The sequence below is a fragment of the Serratia sp. C2(1) genome, assembly GCF_036352655.1.
Classification (GTDB): domain Bacteria; phylum Pseudomonadota; class Gammaproteobacteria; order Enterobacterales; family Enterobacteriaceae; genus Serratia; species Serratia inhibens.
The window spans coordinates 198,690-215,863 of the sequence record NZ_JAZFBA010000002.1 but is presented as its reverse complement, the minus strand read 5'-3'; the positions used below and the strand labels follow the sequence as shown (position 1 = coordinate 215,863).

Sequence of the window (17,174 nt, the reverse complement as noted above, 5' to 3'; positions counted from 1 at the left end):
CTATTCCGCCCATAATAGAACAAAGTCATCATTCCTACTTGGCATCACTTCATACTTTAGCTCTTCAGATAGATCATCAATTGCTATAGATAATAGCCTTCTATTACAGTACATTAAGTTCGGTTCCTTTAAAACCAAATCATTGAATTTAACGTAATTTTTTATAGATTTAAATTCACAAATAACATTTCTTAAAGTGGATTTCAACTTACTTTTAGATACTACGTTACCAAAATACTCTACATGACTAATATAATCGCGATCATATTGTGAACGTTTCCATTTATGATTTGTAAAATATGACCATGAAATCAACTTACCTCTAGAGTAATTATTCTCAGGACAAAAATCATGATGTTCAATTAAGTGAAAAAAATTAGCCACTCCATTATGCCAGTCCTTTAGCTGTGCACTAAAGCTTCCAGCACTAAGTATATTAACGGAATAGCCATCAGAATCCATTTGATAATTAAAACGAGGGATATGCTTGTGACCATGAACAATAAAATCAAATTCATTTCTGCTAGCAAAATGTAGGAAATCTTCTGCATTCTTCATCTGACTTAGATCTGCATCAGGAAATGTTCTATCTGTATATATTTTCGGATGGTGATGAGTGAGTAATACTTTAAATCGACGATCATTACTACTTTTTATTTCAATTAGTTTTTTCTCTAATGCCTCTAAGCACTTAAGATCAACCTCACCAAACTTTACTTTTTTATCACAACTATCATAGGCTGAAGAATTAACACCTACAACAATTATTTCTTTACTCTCCCATATAGCAGAGAATGGATCTTTATAATAAGACGAGAACTTTGAGTTATCTAAAACAGATGAGAAAAAATCATTATTCTTTATATTTGTATACTTTGCAGCTCGAGATTTTTCTATCCCATCTCCCCTGCTAGTAGATTCTCTCTCATGATCCCAATTACCATCGTGATTACCAGGAACAAAGAATACATTTTTAACATCAATATCCAAAATGGTTATTATTTCTTTTATTCTTTCAGCTGCAATCTCGAACTCAAGAGTCTCTCCCGAATTTGTAATATCACCTGCTATTAATAAATGCGTTGCATTAATCTTCTCATTCTCCACCAGCTCTCTAAAATCATCTATAAAATTTTCAGTTATTGCCGAGGACGCATTACCATTCAACGTACAAAAGTCCTTGGCACGGGCAGTAGTTCCTACATGTAAGTCACTGATTATTAATATTTTCATAAATTTACATGATTTTTCCATTTTCTTATACTTTATCATTATCTTTCATATTATCAACAAGAATATATTGAAATAAAAAAATATTTATTTAAGTAGTAGAAAGTTGGAATTAGCTACAATTAAACCATGTATATTAATTCACATTTAAATTATATGATGCGAAATATTAAAAAACCATGGCGCGTGAGATAATATCCATTCAAGTGAAAGTCATTCCATATATTTAATAACCCTTACTGAAATTATGAATCTCATATGTAAGTAAATATTTTAGCGCTCGGTATGTGGACCTATTTTATCAACAAATGCTAAATCGATGACGCCCATGTGGTCGAACGGCAAAACCCATTCCCGTTAAAATCAAAGTTCAATGTATGTTATTTTTCCCTGCTAGAAATTAGCTAATAGACAAACAACCAATTTCTGAAGATGCAGGAAGGTCGCATTTATTTTTCATAACTGTTTCATCACCTGTTTTTTATTTTATGACGAAAACCTAAATCGCAGAGATAAAAAGACACCTAACATGGTGTCTTGATTTTTACGCCATTCAATAACAAACACTCCCCCTACCCCACCAACCTCTCAGCCTGCCGCCGAACCCCAGAGAAAATCGCATCACTCACAGAACGGGGAAAATCGTCCGGCAGCATCGCTTCCACATTGGCGAGAACCTGCTCTGTTTGCGCTTTTAGCTCAGCCATCACCTGCAGCGTTTTCTCTTCAGAATACCCTACGGCTCTCGCGGTAGAGATAAAGTGCCGAGGCAAGATCTGGCTCCAACGGTAATGGCGACTCTGCCCCAATACGGCCATGGCCATTTTTGCTTTCTGCGGCGCGATGCCACGGGCATGCATAAAGGGGTAACCCGAGAGCACATCATAAAGCGGAGTCATTCGATAGGCCGTTTCCTGCTCAATGAACAGGCTAAAGTTTTTGGCATGCCCATCAATGGCCGCCAGCATCCAGAATACGATTTGGCTTTTAAAGAAGGTGTCGCGATCGGGTAATGGCTGCTGAGAACCCATTAGCAGTTGCATCGCAGCCGCAATACCGGGCCCGCCATCAGCCTCATATTTTAGCGCAGGGGCAATGCCCAAAGCCTGGCAGAAATCCTCCTGCGGCAAACGAATCAGCCAACTGTTATCCCGCGCCCAACGCCGGTCAAAACGCTCAACGATCAAAGCCTTTTGTTCACCAAAATGCGCCAACTCAGCCTGCGCTACCGGCAGGCCAAACTGTTCTGCAATGCGCAAACATAACCACTCGTTCTCACAGCTTTCGCTGAGATCCAGATTGTTATGCGCGATATGGCCAATGGGCAGTTTTATGATGTGGCTGGTTGGCGTACTCCCCTGTGGCCGACACCACTGATTGCCGAACCAAAGCAGCGCGGTCTTTTCCTGCGCACCGGCCAGAGAAATACGGAAATCATCACTATCAGGCCCCATGCCCAACGGCGCCTCGCGGTACCCCAGCAGAAGTTGCTCTATTTCTGCGTCACTGACAGGCACGGCATTCACTTGCTTTACCGAAGCCACATCGGCATGTTCAGGGTAAAGCTGGATCGCACCCACGCAGTCGCCGCCAATGCTGGAAAGCAGATCAAAAGGCTGTTTGGTTTCCGTTCTAAAACGCGCCTGTAGGCGGCTGCGAATAAGCTCGCTGTCCGGCAGCAGGTTGTCGAAAAAGTTATACACCACGTCACCGCGGAACGGTTCTGGTTGTAGCGGCAGGGATAACGATATGGCGCGCGCGCCAGCTTGTGCCAGCCACTCTTCGTGGTAAACAAACGACATCGCGCCGCCCGCGTGTTTTTCCAGCGTCCCAACAAGGGTACCATTCAGCGCCACACGTAGCTTTTCCATGCTCACCACTCCTGATCCCAGGTTTTGGGATCGACCGGCTTACCGCGCGGGGTCACTTGTAGCTCTAAGTCCAGCGCAGCAAGCAGTTTGAACAATGTTTCCAGCCGCGTGCCGTCCGGGTTGTTTTCAAACGCGGAAACTGTGGCCTGTTTTAACCCAATGCTGTCAGCAGTTTTACTTTGGCTTTGGTTACGCTTTTTACGTTCATTGCGTAGCGCATGCGCCAACATCTTTGCCGAGGTGATTTTCATTTTATCCTCCCAAGCGGATGAAATGAGTATTATCCTCTATAGCGGATAAAGCAAATGTTATCCCCTATAGGGGATAAAAATGACCATATCCTCTATCGCGGATAACTAAGCTTAATATATTGAATATAAATAGATAAAATTTTTAATATACCGAATTACGGGGGGGAAAGATCGTCCCGCACCAATTTCTTGTATCTGCTGCTTTCCAAACCAATATCCGCGCTATAATCCAGGCACACACACTAAGCGTCTTTCCCCTTATCAACCTATCTTTTTGAAAAGGAAGCACACGGAATGGCTCACATGAAAAGGTTATGGCTAGTTGTCCCCTTTATATCGTGGTTTTCAGGCGCTGAAGCAGGCTTGCTCTCCACTGCCGAGATTGATCAGTCCATTTTCGCCGGCGACAGCGGCTTTTCAGGTCAGTTTTATTTCAAAGGGCCGGGAAACGCACAGCTCAAGGCCACTTCCTGTGCAGACTTTTACCAAAAATACCAACAGTTCGGGGCTCCGGTTGAGCAAACCGAAAATGCGATGGATTTTAATACGCTCAATCAGTATCTGGGGGCCTGCCTGATCAACCACAGCCTGCGCGCTGGCTCATTCACTACCGGCCCAAAAGGGTTGGTTATCGGTACGCCAGCAAGCTTGCCGGAACGTTTGCCCGCTTTGATGTACCAGGCAATTAGCAACGAAGCTGTCGAGCTCAGAGCTAAACAGGTCAGTGCAGGAAAATCATTGAAGGCTGTCGATGGCTCCATCCATTTTGTGGATGAAAAAGACGGAGCCTTTAATCTGGCCGATAACAGTGACGGCAATTATGCGATTGATTTCTTGGGCGTGGGCCGGGCCAGCACTAACGGGAAAAACGTTTATGTCGTTCAGCAGAACTTCAGCGTGCAGAATGCGACCTATCGCAGTACGCGTTATTTTTTGCTGAAGCCGGAAAAAGACGGGCGCTACAGCGTAGAAACTGAAGCCATTGTCTTCCCATAAAAATACCGCCCTGGGAGGGGCGGTATCGTCAGTAAGTCACATCAGCGTTCGGACCGACGGGCAGCTCGATCACGTTGCCATTCGGCGGCATCTTTTACTGCCTGGGCATCCGTGAATGCTTTTTTAGTCGCATCATTGCGCGCTTTATTGGCATCTTTGCGATTCGACTCATCGGCCGCTTTAGTCCAATTTTTGTCGTTCACCGCTTTATTAAAAGTGGCGTATTTACCCAAACCGGCACTCCCTAACTGATAGACCATATCGTGCAGGGCAACCTGGATCCCCAGGCTAAAATCGTAGAAGTCACTATAGCGGTTGTGCAGCGAAATACGGTCGGCATCCACATGCGTACGTACAAGTTCTTTAATGGTGTCTTCTGTTAACGTCAAAGATGTTGGAGAGTGATATGCGGTTGCCGCTTTATTCTTGGTAAATGCCCTTTGGACCCGCTCGAACTCAGCTTTGATTTCCGCAGCAGTCGCACGTACCCCACTGGGCTTATTAAAAGCCAAACGTTGTGCATCAGCAACGGATGGCAACATTGTGCCAATTCCAACCGTCACATGCCCATTGGTATCGACATACATGTAAGGGATCTTGGCTTCATAAGTTTCCAAGTCGGCATAGATAGAAGCAAACTCGGTATCATTGGTTTTATCGTTGCGATTGATGGTGCCAGAGTTACTATCGCGGCCATTATCTGCACCACCATGAGTGGTATCGCCGAAATTGCCACCACCACTACGATCTCCTCTTACGGTGATAGAATCTTCATTGCGCTCGCATAAAACGTACTTAAGAATTTTCATGCTTTTCCCTGCCTTCTTCCTGATTGGCGATAGGCCTATCCTATGCCATGGCTGTATATAAACACAGCAATACGCATAGATGGCCAGCAGCTTGTTGTTGGGTTAACAGCACAACATCGGATGAAATATATCCTTTATAAAACAGCGTGATAAGGCAAATAGGATTTAAACAGAAAAGAGGGACGACCAGATTACAGGCACAAAAAAACCACCTTTCGGTGGCTTCTTGTTCGCACTTTACGAATTCAGCCATCAGCCGGTACTCTTCCGGCGTCAGGTTATTCAGGGACTAATGAGATCGCTCACTGTTCTATTGTATTCATTCAACCTGAGATCGGCTATCTCCCGTGCTTCATTCAGCATTCTGAACAGATAAAGAACATTATTAATTACATTCAACTAATTAGGCCTATCCATAAAAAAATCCACGCCGGAGCGTGGATTCAATATCATCGCCAAGACCAGGCATCACGTTATTCGAAGTGAACGTCGGGGTTATCCGCCAGCGAAACGAAATTCTTGGTATTTTTATCCAGCGTGCGGATCTCGCCACTTTCGATGTCGTACACCCAGCCGTGCAGACGCAGGCCGTTGTTGCGCAGACCAACGGCAACGGACGGGTGAGTCTTAATATTATTTAGCTGGGCTATTACGTTCTCTTCAACCATAGCGTTAACTTTGTCAGTTTCGCTATCCCAGGTTTTCTTCTCTACCACCGCTTTTGCCGCGTCCGCATAGTGCAGCCAGTGGGCAACAGCAGGCATCGGGTCAAGGCACTGGCAAGACGCTATCGCCTTCATGGCGCCGCAGTTCGAGTGGCCGCAAATCACGATATCCGTAACGCCCAGTGCCACCACCGCGTATTCGATGGTCGCCGACACCCCGCCCGGCTCCGGACCAAAGGAAGGAACGATGTTGCCTGCGTTGCGGATAACGAAAAGCTGCCCCGGCTCTTGCTGGGTCACAAGCTCCGGCACCAGGCGGCTGTCAGAACACGAAATAAACAACGCTTTAGGGTTCTGGCTGGAGGCAAGGCTGCGGAAGAGCTCCTGACGCTGAGGGAAAATCTCTTTCTGGAAGCTGAGGAAACCTTCAATGATATGTTGCATAGCACGCTCTCTGGATCTGTAGTCTCGATAACATGATAAGCATCACTTCCCGTTAGTCCAGCACCTCGTTGGCAAAAAAGCGCGTTTCAAGGGCCTGGGGGACCAGCCTGCCAAGTTACAAGGTGCAGTAATCCGTTGATGAAGATAAGTCTGGGTAAGATGAGGGAACTCGCGGGGCAGAATCGCAGGCAATACTCGTTATCGAAAAATTACCCCTTCATCGTTCTTCTTTTGTATGCCAGAGATCCACGATGTAGATGGCAACATCGCGTAGTTCGTAGTGAACCTCGTAGTCATCGAATAACACTTTTCGAACTTCCCGAGGTTCATATCGAGTCTGCTGTATGCCGATTGCCGGGTGCGCCGTAAGGCCAGCGCTGCCGATTATCAAACGGTCTAAAACATCATCGGCATGCTGGCGACTGTACTGCAGGGCAAAACGGTAGATACGTTCCAGGTCATCCTGAGCTTTAAGCGTCCAGTAAATTTCCATTTATCAGGTTTTCTTTAAACGATTGGCAAAATCCACCATGTCCGAATGACTCACTACACGGCCGGCATCCACATCAGCAAGACCGGCCTGGATGCTCTGGTGATGCCGTTCACTTTCGGCCAGCATACGGGTCAAGGCTTCCTTGATAATCCAGCTTTTAGAACGATCCAACTCAATAGCCAGATTTTCGACAGCAACAGCCAACTCAACGGGTATCTGTGCACTGATGGTTTGTTTAGTAAGCGAACCCATAGGGATAACCTCGTTTAATAACATTTAATAACTCCTATTAACTTTAACATAGTTCTGCTTATAAAATCATCACCTTGACTTTTGCCGGCATCATCCCAAGATAGTGATGCGCGTCATCAAGCGACCACGATAAGCGGCAAGCCGTGAAAGAAACTCAGGAAAACGATGAAGGGGTAATGCTGGAGAGTGCCGGGCCTTGGTCGTTGCCAATGCCCGGCCATGTCGCTGGCAGGACAGAATCAATATAGGTGGCCGTAACGCGCTGTTAGTCGCTTACCGACAAAGAAAAGCCAGGGAAGGTAAACGCTGCCATCGCTCTTCAGTTCGCTACGTCTGGGTGCTGAAGCAACCAGAACTGGGCGGCAAGAAGCATTATCACATGGCCCTCTTCGTCAACACAGACACGTTCAATGCTCTGGGAAGCTACGACGAACAGGGGAAAGGTCTGGGCTCTCTTGTTCAGAACGCATGGCTAAGTGCAATGAAGAAGCGTGACTGGCCTGAGTATCTGACGCTGGTGCACTTTGTTGGTAACCCTCTGGCTTTCTTGGATCTCAATAAACCGGAGTTTAGGGACAAACTAGATGCACTGACTTTCCGTCTGAGCTACATGGCAAAGCATCGAACTAAACGCTATAGCAGTGCTGAACGCTCATTCGGCTGTAGTCAGGACTGAGATTCCATACATCGTTTTTTGCTGATGGCGATTTATTTACGCCACAACTTCATAGTGTGACAACCGCACCGCGATACCCTTCTCGATCCTTTTAATCTATACACCAGCATGGCGTCTGCCTGCCCTTCAGGGACGGCAGACGCCTGCCAGCAGGAGTCTGATTATGTTCCGAGGCTATTAACCACACGGGTCGCGCCTAACGACAGTTATATCTGCCTTATCTGTGGCTATACGTTGCAAGATTGTTCTTATGCGAAGCCAGACATCAGTGAAATCCAGCAGATTAATCGTCTGCAACATTTCTTTCTCAATGGTTAACAGAGACAATCGGCACTGTACGCAATCTGGCACTAGTTATTAAGGATCAGTCGCTGCCCGGCCTACCACGCCAGATCTTCAGCACTGAAGTAGAACTGAGATCAACTTTGCTGAATTAGTCTGTTCTATAATCTTCTGGTCACTGGGAATTACTATAATGCTTTCTGCATGCATCTATAGCTGAAAACATATCCCGCGCAGGACGCATCTGGTAAGTAATTGCCATTTGAAATCCCCCTTCCTGGAATCCGAGATGATCCAGACTGATGATTTCATCCGTTTTAGCCCAATACTTATCGCCGTTCACCTCCAATACCTTCTCGCGATAAACCATAATTTTTTCTGGATAGTCTGGTCGCTCTCCTTCTTTTGAAAATATTTCGTAACGGACATATCCATTGCTTTCGTCTCCAAGTAACAGCACCTTGGCAAGGTTAAGTTGTACCATTTCTATATCCTTATCGTAATTTGTCAGTACCGGCTTCGTTCAAATTGGGCTAAGTAAACGATTCTGGGGCGATTAATCATCGAGACATACGTTGCTTGATTACTCCGAAGAACATTCCCCAGAGATGTTCTGACATCCCTTCGTTCGTCAGCAGCTCTTCTCGTGAGTTACCGCTGCTAAATCCTCCCATCAGAGCACGGAAACCGAGAGATTGACCATTATCAGCAAGGCTCAGGCTTTCGTTAATGCTGTTTCGAACAACGTTATCCTGGCTATAACAGATATCCCCCATTCCATGGTGTTGATTGCCACGCCAGATGCCACATTGACCAACCTTGCTACCATTGATATACACTGAGCAAGTGAATGAATTCGCATCAATTCGCTGGAAATCAACGTCTAACCCAGCATGACGATTTTTAAGTTCATCCAGCGAGTTTTCAAAATAACGAGCGACATACTCAAAACCCTCGTGGCGGGCGCGATCTTTATCCAGGTCGGTAAAGCTCTTGGGTAGAGAAAGATTGCTGGAACGCGGTGTAAAAACGGTATCTGCTGCCTGAAGCATCGGATTCACCGGAGCTGCAGCGTGCACACTCTGCTGCGGCTTTTTCGCTTCCAAATTGGCAATGGCTCGGGAGACAGCATCGACGACCTGAACATAGCCTTCATCGTGGCTGGAAAATCGGGTAATCGGCTTACCATCGATTGTCGCCGCCATAATGCTGCCGAACGGCAACTGATGCCAGGCACAATCTCTTAAGATTACCGGAATGACCACCGCTTCACCCCGGTTGTGCCGCTCAAGCGCATTAGCCATTTCAACCTGATAGCAGTAATCAGAATTGATGAAATCACTACTGATCAGTAGCAAGATGATATCTGCTTGGGAAAAGTACAGATCAATCTGGCGCTCAAACTCTTGGCCTGGAACGATACGGCGATCGTGCCATGTGGTAATTTTACCCATCCGCTTCAGAGGGGACAGGTGCTTCTGAAGTTCATTGAGTAGTGCTTCATCTGCATGAGAATAGGAAAAAACGAGAGTGGTCATAGCGCGTAAGATGCTCCGGTAGGAAAATGAAAAACACCGTTATTTTGCGCCTATAAGTGTAAAAGAGTAATCCCCCCTTGCCGCAAGGTATTGATGCGGAAATCAGCCCTTCATCTTGGTATCGCTCTGACGTCAGGGTATGATCCCTAATAATTTCCCCGATTCTACGCAACCTGGGCACCGAACTAGGCATAGATGATTTTTTGAGGTTTTGATGGACAACGCTGAACAGCAATTTCTGAACGATCTGGATACTAAATTCTGGAAAGCCGCAGACAAGCTACGCGCCAATATGGACGCGGCCAACTACAAGCATGTGGTACTGGGGCTTATCTTTCTGAAGTATGTTTCAGATGCCTTTGACGCCCGTCAGAAGGAACTGAAAGGGCTGTTTGAAGATAAGTCCAACCCGGACAACATTTACGCGCTTTCTCGTGACGATTATGACACGGAAGAAGCATATCAGCAGGCGATCGCCGAAGAGCTGGAAGTCCAGGACTATTACACTGAGAAAAACGTCTTCTGGGTGCCCAAACTGGCTCGTTGGGAAACGCTAAAAACCAACGCTGCTTTGCCTGTAGGGACGGTTCTGGGGAAAGACGATAGCGGCAAAAATATCATCATGACGTCAGTATCGAAGCTGATTGATATCGCTCTGGATACTATCGAAAACAGCAACCCGAAGTTGAAAAACATCCTTAACCGTATCGGGCACTATCAGCTTGGTAACGATCTGTTAATCAGCCTGATCAACGTTTTCTCCGATACCAGTTTTAGCGAGCCTAAATACAACGGCGTGAAGCTCAATTTGAAGAGCAAAGATATTCTCGGCCACGTCTATGAATACTTCCTTGGTCAGTTCGCACTGGCGGAAGGCAAGCAGGGCGGCCAGTATTACACGCCAAAAAGCATCGTCACGCTGATTGTTGAAATGCTTCAGCCCTACAATGGCCGCGTTTATGACCCGGCAATGGGTTCTGGTGGTTTCTTTGTTTCCAGCGATCGCTTTATCGAAGCGCATGCTGATGAAAAGCATTACAACGCCGCCGAGCAAAAGCGCAATATCTCCGTTTATGGGCAGGAATCTAACCCTACCACCTGGCGTCTGGCTGCGATGAACATGGTGATTCGCGGGATCGATTTTAACTTTGGAAAACAAAACGCCGATACGTTCCTGAACGATCAGCACCCGGATCTACGTGCCGATTTTGTTATGGCGAATCCACCGTTCAATATGAAAGAGTGGTGGAATGCGAAGCTGGAAGATGACGTCCGCTGGCAGTACGGCACACCGCCACAGGGCAACGCCAACTTTGCCTGGATGCAGCATATGATCCACCATCTGGCACCGAAAGGTTCAATGGCGCTACTGCTGGCGAACGGTTCGATGAGCTCCAATACCAACAGTGAGGGCGAAATTCGCCGGGCGATTATTGAAGCGGACTTGGTGGAGTGCATGGTGGCGCTGCCGGGACAACTGTTTACCAACACCCAAATCCCGGCCTGTATCTGGCTGTTGACCAAAGATAAATCTGGCGGTAACGGTAAGGCGCACCGTAAAGGCGAAGTGTTGTTCATCGACGCTCGCCAGATTGGCTTTATGAAAGAGCGAGTATTGCGTGACTTTTCGGTAGATGATATCCGCAAGATTACACATACTTTCCATGCTTGGCAGACGGATAAAAATTATGAAGATGAAGCTGGTTTCTGCTTTGCCGCTACGCTGGAGGATATCAAGAAGCACGATTTTATCTTAACTCCAGGGCGCTATGTTGGATCGGTTGAAAAGGATGAAGATGATGAACCATTTGCCGAGAAGATGACACGATTGTCGGCGCAGCTCAAAGCGCAACTGGCGGAAAGTGCGGAGTTAGAACAGCAGATCAAGATGAATCTTGAGGGGTTGGGATATGAATTTTAGTACGGAACGTCTTGAGGAACTGTGTGAACTAATAGTTGATTGCCCCCATTCAACTCCCACCTGGACTGATTCAGGTTTTGTTGTATTACGAAACCAAAATATTCGCGATGGCGTACTTGATTTGTCATCTCCAAGTTTCACTGATGAGGAAGGGTTCAAAAGCAGAATTAAACGTGCCACACCTAAAGAGAATGATATAGTTTTTACTAGGGAAGCGCCTATGGGGGAAGTTTGCTTAATACCTAAAGGATTAACATGCTGTTTAGGGCAGAGGCAAGTATTATTAAGGGCCAAGGAGAATATAAATCCTCATTTTTTATTCTGGGCTTTACAATCACCTTATGTTCAACATCAAATATTTTGGAATGAGGGGACAGGTACAACTGTTAGTAATGTAAGAATTCCATTCATCAAGGATCTAAAAATACCTCGTCTTGTTGGCATGGAGGACACTATCGCGTTCACTCTTAACTCATTAGCACAAAAGTTATCAAACAATAATAAAATTAATCGAACTCTCGAGCAAATAGCGCAAGCCCTGTTTAAAAGCTGGTTTATCGATTTTGAACCGGTAAAAGCCAAAATTATGGCACTGGAAGCCGGTGGTTCGCAGGAAGAGGCAACGCTTGCTGCCATGACAGCAATTTCTGGAAAAGACGCTGGTTCTTTGGCCGTATTTGAGCTGGTTTATCCTGAAAAATATGCTGAACTAAGGTCTACAGCAGAGTCGTTCCCCTCTGCAATGCAGGACATTGAATCTGTTAAAATACCTGAAAGGTGGAATTTAGCTCCATTAAGTAGTATAGCCTCATTTGCTTCAGGGAAGATCGATGTATCTGAATTAACTAAAGATACGTATATCTCTACTGAAAATATGCTTGTTAACAAAATGGGAATAGAGTGCGCTACATCATTACCTTCAGCTAGTACAACACCATCTTTTAATCCTGGACATATTTTAATTTCAAACATACGCCCTTATTTTAAAAAAATCTGGCTTGCCAGATTTTCAGGGGGGCGTTCTGCGGATGTTTTAGCTTTCGAGCATAAAAAAAACATTACAGCCGAATATTTATACAACATTCTTTACCAAGACTCATTTTTTGACTTTATGATGCAAACCTCAAAAGGTGTGAAAATGCCTAGGGGAGACAAAAAAGCCATAATGGAATGGTCATGCATAGAGCCTGATACACGATTAGTTAAAGTTTTCTCAAATAAAGTGAAAGAGTTTTATTCTTATATTGAAAGCCATAATAAAGAGAATACTCAGCTTTCACAATTACGCGATACTCTGCTCCCCAAACTCCTCTCCGGCGAAATCACCTTGCCGGAAGCCGAGGAATTAGCAAAGGAAGCCGACTATGTTTAAAGTCGATCAGCCCAGCAATAGCCTGCAACCCCTTCAGGAAACCACCTTCACTAACGCGGGTTTCACTGAGCGTTATCACTTGCAGGAATGGTTGGCGAAGCATCCGCAGGCATTAACCCGCAACAGCGATGATGAACTACTTATCATCCAGAAAGAGTTTGCCGGGTTTGACGATACCAAAGAGCGCCTCGACCTGCTGGCGATCGACAAAGACGGCAATCTGGTGATCATCGAGAACAAGCTCGATGATTCCGGGCGTGATGTCGTCTGGCAGGCGCTGAAATACGCTGGTTACTGCGCCAATTTGCGCAAAGAACATATTGTTGAGATCTTCCAGCGCTATCTTGACCAGAACGAACCTGAAGAAACGCGTCCTGCGGCTGACGTGCTGGCGGAATTTCTTGAGCACGATAGCCTGGAAGAGGTGCAAATTAACCAGAATCGTTCACAGCGTATCATGATGGTCGCAGCAAATTTCCGCAAAGAAGCAACCAATACCGCACTCTGGTTAATGCAGTTCAATATTCGCGTACAGTGCTTTAAGGTCACACCTTACCGTTATGGTAACGATGTGTTTATTGATATCAAGCAGGTTATCCCGACGCCGGAAGCGGAATCTTACATGATCGGTATGGCGCAAAAAGAGGCTGAGGAGCAGTCCACAACTGGAGAATCCAAAGCTCGCCACCATTTACGTAAGGCGTTCTGGACCCAAGCTCTGGAGAAATTCCGCGTTAGTTCATCTTCACTCTACAATAATATCAGCCCGTCAACCGACCACTGGTTAAGCGCAGGTTCTGGCATCAGTGGCGTTTCGTACAATCTTATCTTCAGCAAAAAAGAAATTAGGGTTGAGCTTTGGATTGCCAAACCGTCAGCACAAACCAATACATTCGCGTTTGACTGGCTTCATGAACGCAAATCCGCTATCGAAAATCGCTTTGGGCATGAAATTGTTTGGCAAGCCTTACCGGATAAGAAATCCTGTCGTATTACTTACAGAAAACCCATCAACGGCATCGCAGATCAGGAAAAGTGGCCGGAGATGGTCGACTGGTTGGTAGAACATATGACAGCATTTGAAAAAGCCTTTTCAACATGTCTACCGGAACTTAATCAGTTGATTAAGCGAACCTTTAACGGGCATGATGAAGCTGAAATTATCACTGAAGAAGCCGAACACGTTTAACACAGGACGTTACCGATGCTGACTGAAGACGACTTAGAACAGCTTTGCCTGGGCTGGTTTGCCGAACAAGGCTGGGAAATTCATCACGGGCCGGATATTGCCCCTGACGGCAGTGACCCGCAACGCGCCAGCTATCATGATGTGTTCCTGACACCCGTGTTAACCTCCTGCCTGCAAAAACTTAACCCACACCTGCCCGCAGACGTTTTCGAACAGGTTATCTCCCGTATTACTCGTGCTGAAAGCCCTGATCTTATTGCCAGTAACAAAGCCTTCCATCACTGGTTGCTGGAAGGGGTTCCAGTACAGTACCGTCGCGATGAAGAACTTATCCACGACCACGCACTGCTGGTGGATTTTAATCAGTCGCAAAACAACCGTTTTATGGTGGTCAATCAAATGACTATCAGCGGAACGAAACAACCGCGTCGCCCGGATATCATCTGTTTTATTAACGGACTGCCGCTGGCGGTTGTGGAATTAAAAAGCCCCATCGATGACAAGGTAGATATCTGGGATGCCTACCACCAGTTACAGACTTATAAAGACGAAATCCGCGATCTGTTTATCAGTAATGAAGCGCTGATTGTCAGCGATGGCTATCTGGCGCGTGTGGGTTCTCTGACGGCCACGGAAGAACGTTTTATGCCGTGGAAGACCATCAGCAATGAAAACGATAAGCCTCTGCTGGAATGGCAACTGGAAACTATGGTGCGGGGCTTCTTCAACCGGGAGCTGCTGCTTGACTATATCCGTTACTTCATCCTGTTCGAGAACAATGACGAAAGGCTGATTAAAAAAATAGCCGGTTATCACCAATTCCACGCGGTGCGTGAGGCCGTGCAGGCGACAATTGTCGCTGCTACCGGTAAGAAACTGGCCCTGCACAGCAACATTCAGCCTGGCAGTAAGAAAGCTGGTGTGGTCTGGCATACACAGGGTTCCGGTAAAAGCATCTCCATGTGTTGTTATGTCGGCAAACTGCTACAACAGCCGGAGATGGGCAACCCAACGATTGTGGTCGTAACCGATCGTAACGATCTGGACGGTCAGCTTTACGGCACATTCTGTCAGTCGCAGGAACTGCTCAAACAGATGCCGGTGCAGGCAGATGATCGCGAAGCACTGCGTGAACTGCTTGCAACCCGCGATGCAGGCGGCATTATCTTTACCACCGTACAGAAGTTCTCCCCGGAGGAAGGGGAAAATGCCCATCCGGTTCTCAATGGACGCAGCAATATCGTTGTTATTTCCGATGAAGCGCACCGCAGCCAGTACGGCATGAAGGCCAATCTGGACCGGGAAACCGGCGTCTATAAATACGGTTACGCTAAACATATGCGCGACGCGCTGCCCAACGCCTCGTTTCTCGGGTTTACCGGAACGCCGGTTTCGGCAGAGGATCGCGATACCCGCGCTGTATTTGGTGATTACGTCTCGATTTACGATATTCAGGATGCGGTGGATGATGGCGCAACGGTGCCTATTCACTACGAATCCCGGCTGGCGAAACTCGATCTCAATCATGAAGAACTGGCGGCGCTCTCCGATCAGGTTGATGAACTGATTGAAGATGATGAGCTGGACCTGCGTGAAAAAACCAAAGGTGAATGGAGCCGTCTGGAGAAACTGGTTGGGGCTAAACCTCGTCTCCAGCAGGTTGCCGCCGATCTGATTTCTCACTTTGAGAAGCGCAATACCGTAATGGACGGCAAGGCGATGATTGTCGCGATGAGCCGAGAAATCTGCGTCCATCTTTACGATGAAATTATCGCGCTACGCCCGGAGTGGCACGATGACGATCCTGAAAAAGGACAAATCAAAATCGTGATGACCGGTACAGCGTCCGATAAGGCAATGCTGCAACCGCATATCTACAACAAGCGAACTAAAAAACGACTAGAGTCCCGCTTCAAGAATGTGAACGATCCGCTGAAGCTGGTTATCGTGCGCGATATGTGGCTGACCGGCTTCGACGCCCCCTGCTGTCACACCATGTATATCGACAAGCCGATGCGCGGCCATAACCTGATGCAGGCCATTGCCCGCGTCAACCGGGTATTCAAAGATAAACCCGGCGGGCTGGTGGTGGATTACATCGGTATCGCCAATGAACTGAAACTGGCGCTTAAAACCTATACCGATGCAAACGGCAAAGGCGATGCGACCATCAACGCTGAAGAAGCGCTGGCAATCATGCTGGAAAAGCTGGACATCATCCACGGTATGTTTGCCAAAACAGCAACGTCAGCGGGTTTTGATTACACCGGCTTTGAGGCGCACGCGCAGAAGCTGTTGGTGCCGGTTGCAAACTATGTGCTCGGCCTTGAAGACGGTAAGAAGCGTTTTCTCGATAACGTACTGGCAATTACTAAAGCCTGGTCGCTCTGCTGTACGCTGGATGCGGCGCAGTCTTTTAAGCTGGAGATTGCTTTCTTGTCGGCGGTAAAAGCCGCTATCAGCAAATTCACCAGCGTGGACAAAAAAATTAGCCAAGCTGAGAAGAACTCCGCGCTGAAGCAGATTCTGGATAATGCCGTAATTGCTAACGGCGTGGATGATATTTTCACGCTGGCCGGGCTGGATAAACCCAATATTGGCTTACTTTCTGATGAGTTTTTGCAGGAAGTCCACGATATGCCATATCGCAACCTGGCAGTAGAGTTGTTGGAAAAACTGATTAATGACGGCATCCAGTCCCGTACAAAAAACAATGTGGTGCAGGAGAAGAAGTATTCGGAACGTCTTCAGGCGGTATTAATTAAATATAACAACCGGGCTATTGAGACGGCGCAGGTGATTGAAGAGCTGATCCAGATGGCGAAGGATTTTCAGTCCGCAATGGCGCGTGATGACGCGCTTGGCCTGAATCCTGACGAGATTGCCTTCTACGACGCACTGGCAGAAAACGAAAGCGCCGTCCGGGAGTTAGGGGATGAGGTACTTAAGAAACTGGCGATAGAAGTGACACTGAAGCTGCGGCAATCCACAACCGTGGACTGGCAAGTGCGCGAGAGCGTGCGTGCGAGATTGCGAATCTTGGTTCGCCAGACTCTGCGTCGTTATAAGTATCCGCCCGATAAAACACCGGGGACGGTGGAGTTGATTTTAAAACAAGCGGAAGTTATTTCGAATCACTGGACGATGTAACAAGTGAAAATTTCTGTCAGGAGCAGGTTATAAGG

15 protein-coding genes and 1 pseudogene are annotated in these 17,174 nt (G+C 46.8%); 6 read left to right on the top strand and 10 right to left on the bottom strand.

From position 1 onward, the window contains the following. The 3 genes from V2S86_RS16585 to V2S86_RS16575 form a co-directional block, all read right to left on the bottom strand. Positions 1–1,233, bottom strand: a complete 1,233-nt coding sequence (locus tag V2S86_RS16585; RefSeq protein WP_330763343.1) for a metallophosphoesterase family protein — start codon at positions 1,231–1,233, stop codon at positions 1–3. 569 nt (positions 1,234–1,802) lie between these two features. Next, on the bottom strand, positions 1,803–3,101 hold the full coding sequence (locus tag V2S86_RS16580) for a type II toxin-antitoxin system HipA family toxin (protein ID WP_330763342.1): 1,299 nt from the start codon (positions 3,099–3,101) through the stop codon (positions 1,803–1,805). 2 nt (positions 3,102–3,103) lie between these two features. Beyond that, on the bottom strand, positions 3,104–3,352 hold the full coding sequence (locus tag V2S86_RS16575; protein WP_004953056.1) for a helix-turn-helix domain-containing protein: 249 nt from the start codon (positions 3,350–3,352) through the stop codon (positions 3,104–3,106). Between the two features lie 294 nt (positions 3,353–3,646). Here V2S86_RS16575 and V2S86_RS16570 point away from each other — a divergent pair, with 294 nt between their 5' ends. Then, a complete protein-coding gene (locus V2S86_RS16570; RefSeq protein ID WP_330763341.1) occupies positions 3,647–4,348 on the top strand; it encodes a hypothetical protein in 702 nt (233 codons plus the stop codon). Between the two features lie 41 nt (positions 4,349–4,389). Here V2S86_RS16570 and V2S86_RS16565 read toward each other — a convergent pair whose 3' ends face one another. From V2S86_RS16565 to V2S86_RS16545, 5 genes and pseudogenes are all read right to left on the bottom strand, one after another. Continuing rightward, a complete protein-coding gene (locus V2S86_RS16565; RefSeq protein WP_330763340.1) occupies positions 4,390–5,157 on the bottom strand; it encodes a hypothetical protein in 768 nt (255 codons plus the stop codon). Positions 5,158–5,630: 473 nt separating this feature from the next. Continuing rightward, on the bottom strand, positions 5,631–6,266 hold the full coding sequence (locus V2S86_RS16560) for a carbonic anhydrase (protein WP_330763339.1): 636 nt from the start codon (positions 6,264–6,266) through the stop codon (positions 5,631–5,633). A 217-nt stretch (positions 6,267–6,483) separates the two neighbouring features. After that, complete coding sequence (locus tag V2S86_RS16555) at positions 6,484–6,759, bottom strand: type II toxin-antitoxin system RelE/ParE family toxin (RefSeq protein ID WP_330763338.1); 276 nt, start codon at positions 6,757–6,759, stop codon at positions 6,484–6,486. 3 nt (positions 6,760–6,762) lie between these two features. Further along, positions 6,763–7,011, bottom strand: a complete 249-nt coding sequence (locus tag V2S86_RS16550; protein WP_330763559.1) for a CopG family ribbon-helix-helix protein — start codon at positions 7,009–7,011, stop codon at positions 6,763–6,765. A gap of 99 nt (positions 7,012–7,110) precedes the next feature. Next, positions 7,111–7,276: pseudogene (locus V2S86_RS16545) on the bottom strand (tyrosine-type recombinase/integrase); the annotation flags it as partial. On the opposite strand from V2S86_RS16545, the gene V2S86_RS16540 reads away from it, so the two are divergent. Next, the gene (locus V2S86_RS16540; RefSeq protein WP_330763558.1) at positions 7,250–7,687 is read left to right on the top strand and encodes a YagK/YfjJ domain-containing protein; all 438 of its coding nucleotides are present in this window, start codon (positions 7,250–7,252) and stop codon (positions 7,685–7,687) included. The pseudogene V2S86_RS16545 and the gene V2S86_RS16540 sit on opposite strands and share 27 nt — an antisense overlap. A gap of 457 nt (positions 7,688–8,144) precedes the next feature. On the opposite strand, the gene V2S86_RS16535 is transcribed toward V2S86_RS16540, so the two are convergent. Both V2S86_RS16535 and V2S86_RS16530 read right to left on the bottom strand, forming a co-directional pair. Beyond that, positions 8,145–8,453 (bottom strand): hypothetical protein, encoded by a 309-nt coding sequence (locus tag V2S86_RS16535; RefSeq protein WP_330763337.1) that lies wholly within the window; start codon positions 8,451–8,453, stop codon positions 8,145–8,147. A 76-nt stretch (positions 8,454–8,529) separates the two neighbouring features. Further along, entirely contained in the window at positions 8,530–9,507 is a 978-nt protein-coding gene (locus V2S86_RS16530) for a toll/interleukin-1 receptor domain-containing protein (protein ID WP_270101188.1), read from the bottom strand. Between the two features lie 214 nt (positions 9,508–9,721). Between V2S86_RS16530 and V2S86_RS16525 the strand changes: the two genes are divergently transcribed. Genes V2S86_RS16525 through V2S86_RS16510 form a run of 4 tightly spaced genes read left to right on the top strand, consistent with a single transcriptional unit; the run spans position 9,722 to position 17,139 of the window. Beyond that, positions 9,722–11,428: a class I SAM-dependent DNA methyltransferase gene (locus tag V2S86_RS16525; protein ID WP_330763336.1), complete on the top strand. Its 1,707-nt coding sequence runs from the start codon at positions 9,722–9,724 to the stop codon at positions 11,426–11,428. Continuing rightward, a complete protein-coding gene (locus V2S86_RS16520) occupies positions 11,418–12,800 on the top strand; it encodes a restriction endonuclease subunit S (RefSeq protein ID WP_330763335.1) in 1,383 nt (460 codons plus the stop codon). The genes V2S86_RS16525 and V2S86_RS16520 overlap by 11 nt, the downstream gene beginning before the upstream one ends. Continuing rightward, positions 12,793–13,989: a DUF4268 domain-containing protein gene (locus tag V2S86_RS16515; protein ID WP_330763334.1), complete on the top strand. Its 1,197-nt coding sequence runs from the start codon at positions 12,793–12,795 to the stop codon at positions 13,987–13,989. Before V2S86_RS16520 ends, V2S86_RS16515 begins: the two co-directional genes overlap by 8 nt. 15 nt (positions 13,990–14,004) lie before the next feature. Beyond that, positions 14,005–17,139, top strand: coding sequence for a type I restriction endonuclease subunit R (locus V2S86_RS16510; RefSeq protein WP_330763332.1), 3,135 nt, complete (start codon positions 14,005–14,007; stop codon positions 17,137–17,139). Positions 17,140–17,174: the final 35 nt, after the last annotated feature.

Excerpts from the sequence above, each read along its gene's own strand:
- V2S86_RS16550 (WP_330763559.1), bottom strand. The coding sequence starts at position 7,011 with ATGGGTTCGCTTACTAAACAAACCATCAGTGCACAGATACCCGTTGAG.
- V2S86_RS16535 (WP_330763337.1), bottom strand. The coding sequence starts at position 8,453 with ATGGTACAACTTAACCTTGCCAAGGTGCTGTTACTTGGAGACGAAAGC.
- V2S86_RS16515 (WP_330763334.1), top strand. The coding sequence starts at position 12,793 with ATGTTTAAAGTCGATCAGCCCAGCAATAGCCTGCAACCCCTTCAGGAA.
- V2S86_RS16510 (WP_330763332.1), top strand. The coding sequence starts at position 14,005 with ATGCTGACTGAAGACGACTTAGAACAGCTTTGCCTGGGCTGGTTTGCC.
- V2S86_RS16560 (WP_330763339.1), bottom strand. The coding sequence starts at position 6,266 with ATGCAACATATCATTGAAGGTTTCCTCAGCTTCCAGAAAGAGATTTTC.
- V2S86_RS16565 (WP_330763340.1), bottom strand. The coding sequence starts at position 5,157 with ATGAAAATTCTTAAGTACGTTTTATGCGAGCGCAATGAAGATTCTATC.
- V2S86_RS16530 (WP_270101188.1), bottom strand. The coding sequence starts at position 9,507 with ATGACCACTCTCGTTTTTTCCTATTCTCATGCAGATGAAGCACTACTC.
- V2S86_RS16525 (WP_330763336.1), top strand. The coding sequence starts at position 9,722 with ATGGACAACGCTGAACAGCAATTTCTGAACGATCTGGATACTAAATTC.
- V2S86_RS16585 (WP_330763343.1), bottom strand. The coding sequence starts at position 1,233 with ATGAAAATATTAATAATCAGTGACTTACATGTAGGAACTACTGCCCGT.
- V2S86_RS16520 (WP_330763335.1), top strand. The coding sequence starts at position 11,418 with ATGAATTTTAGTACGGAACGTCTTGAGGAACTGTGTGAACTAATAGTT.
- V2S86_RS16555 (WP_330763338.1), bottom strand. The coding sequence starts at position 6,759 with ATGGAAATTTACTGGACGCTTAAAGCTCAGGATGACCTGGAACGTATC.
- V2S86_RS16580 (WP_330763342.1), bottom strand. The coding sequence starts at position 3,101 with ATGGAAAAGCTACGTGTGGCGCTGAATGGTACCCTTGTTGGGACGCTG.
- V2S86_RS16575 (WP_004953056.1), bottom strand. The coding sequence starts at position 3,352 with ATGAAAATCACCTCGGCAAAGATGTTGGCGCATGCGCTACGCAATGAA.
- V2S86_RS16570 (WP_330763341.1), top strand. The coding sequence starts at position 3,647 with ATGGCTCACATGAAAAGGTTATGGCTAGTTGTCCCCTTTATATCGTGG.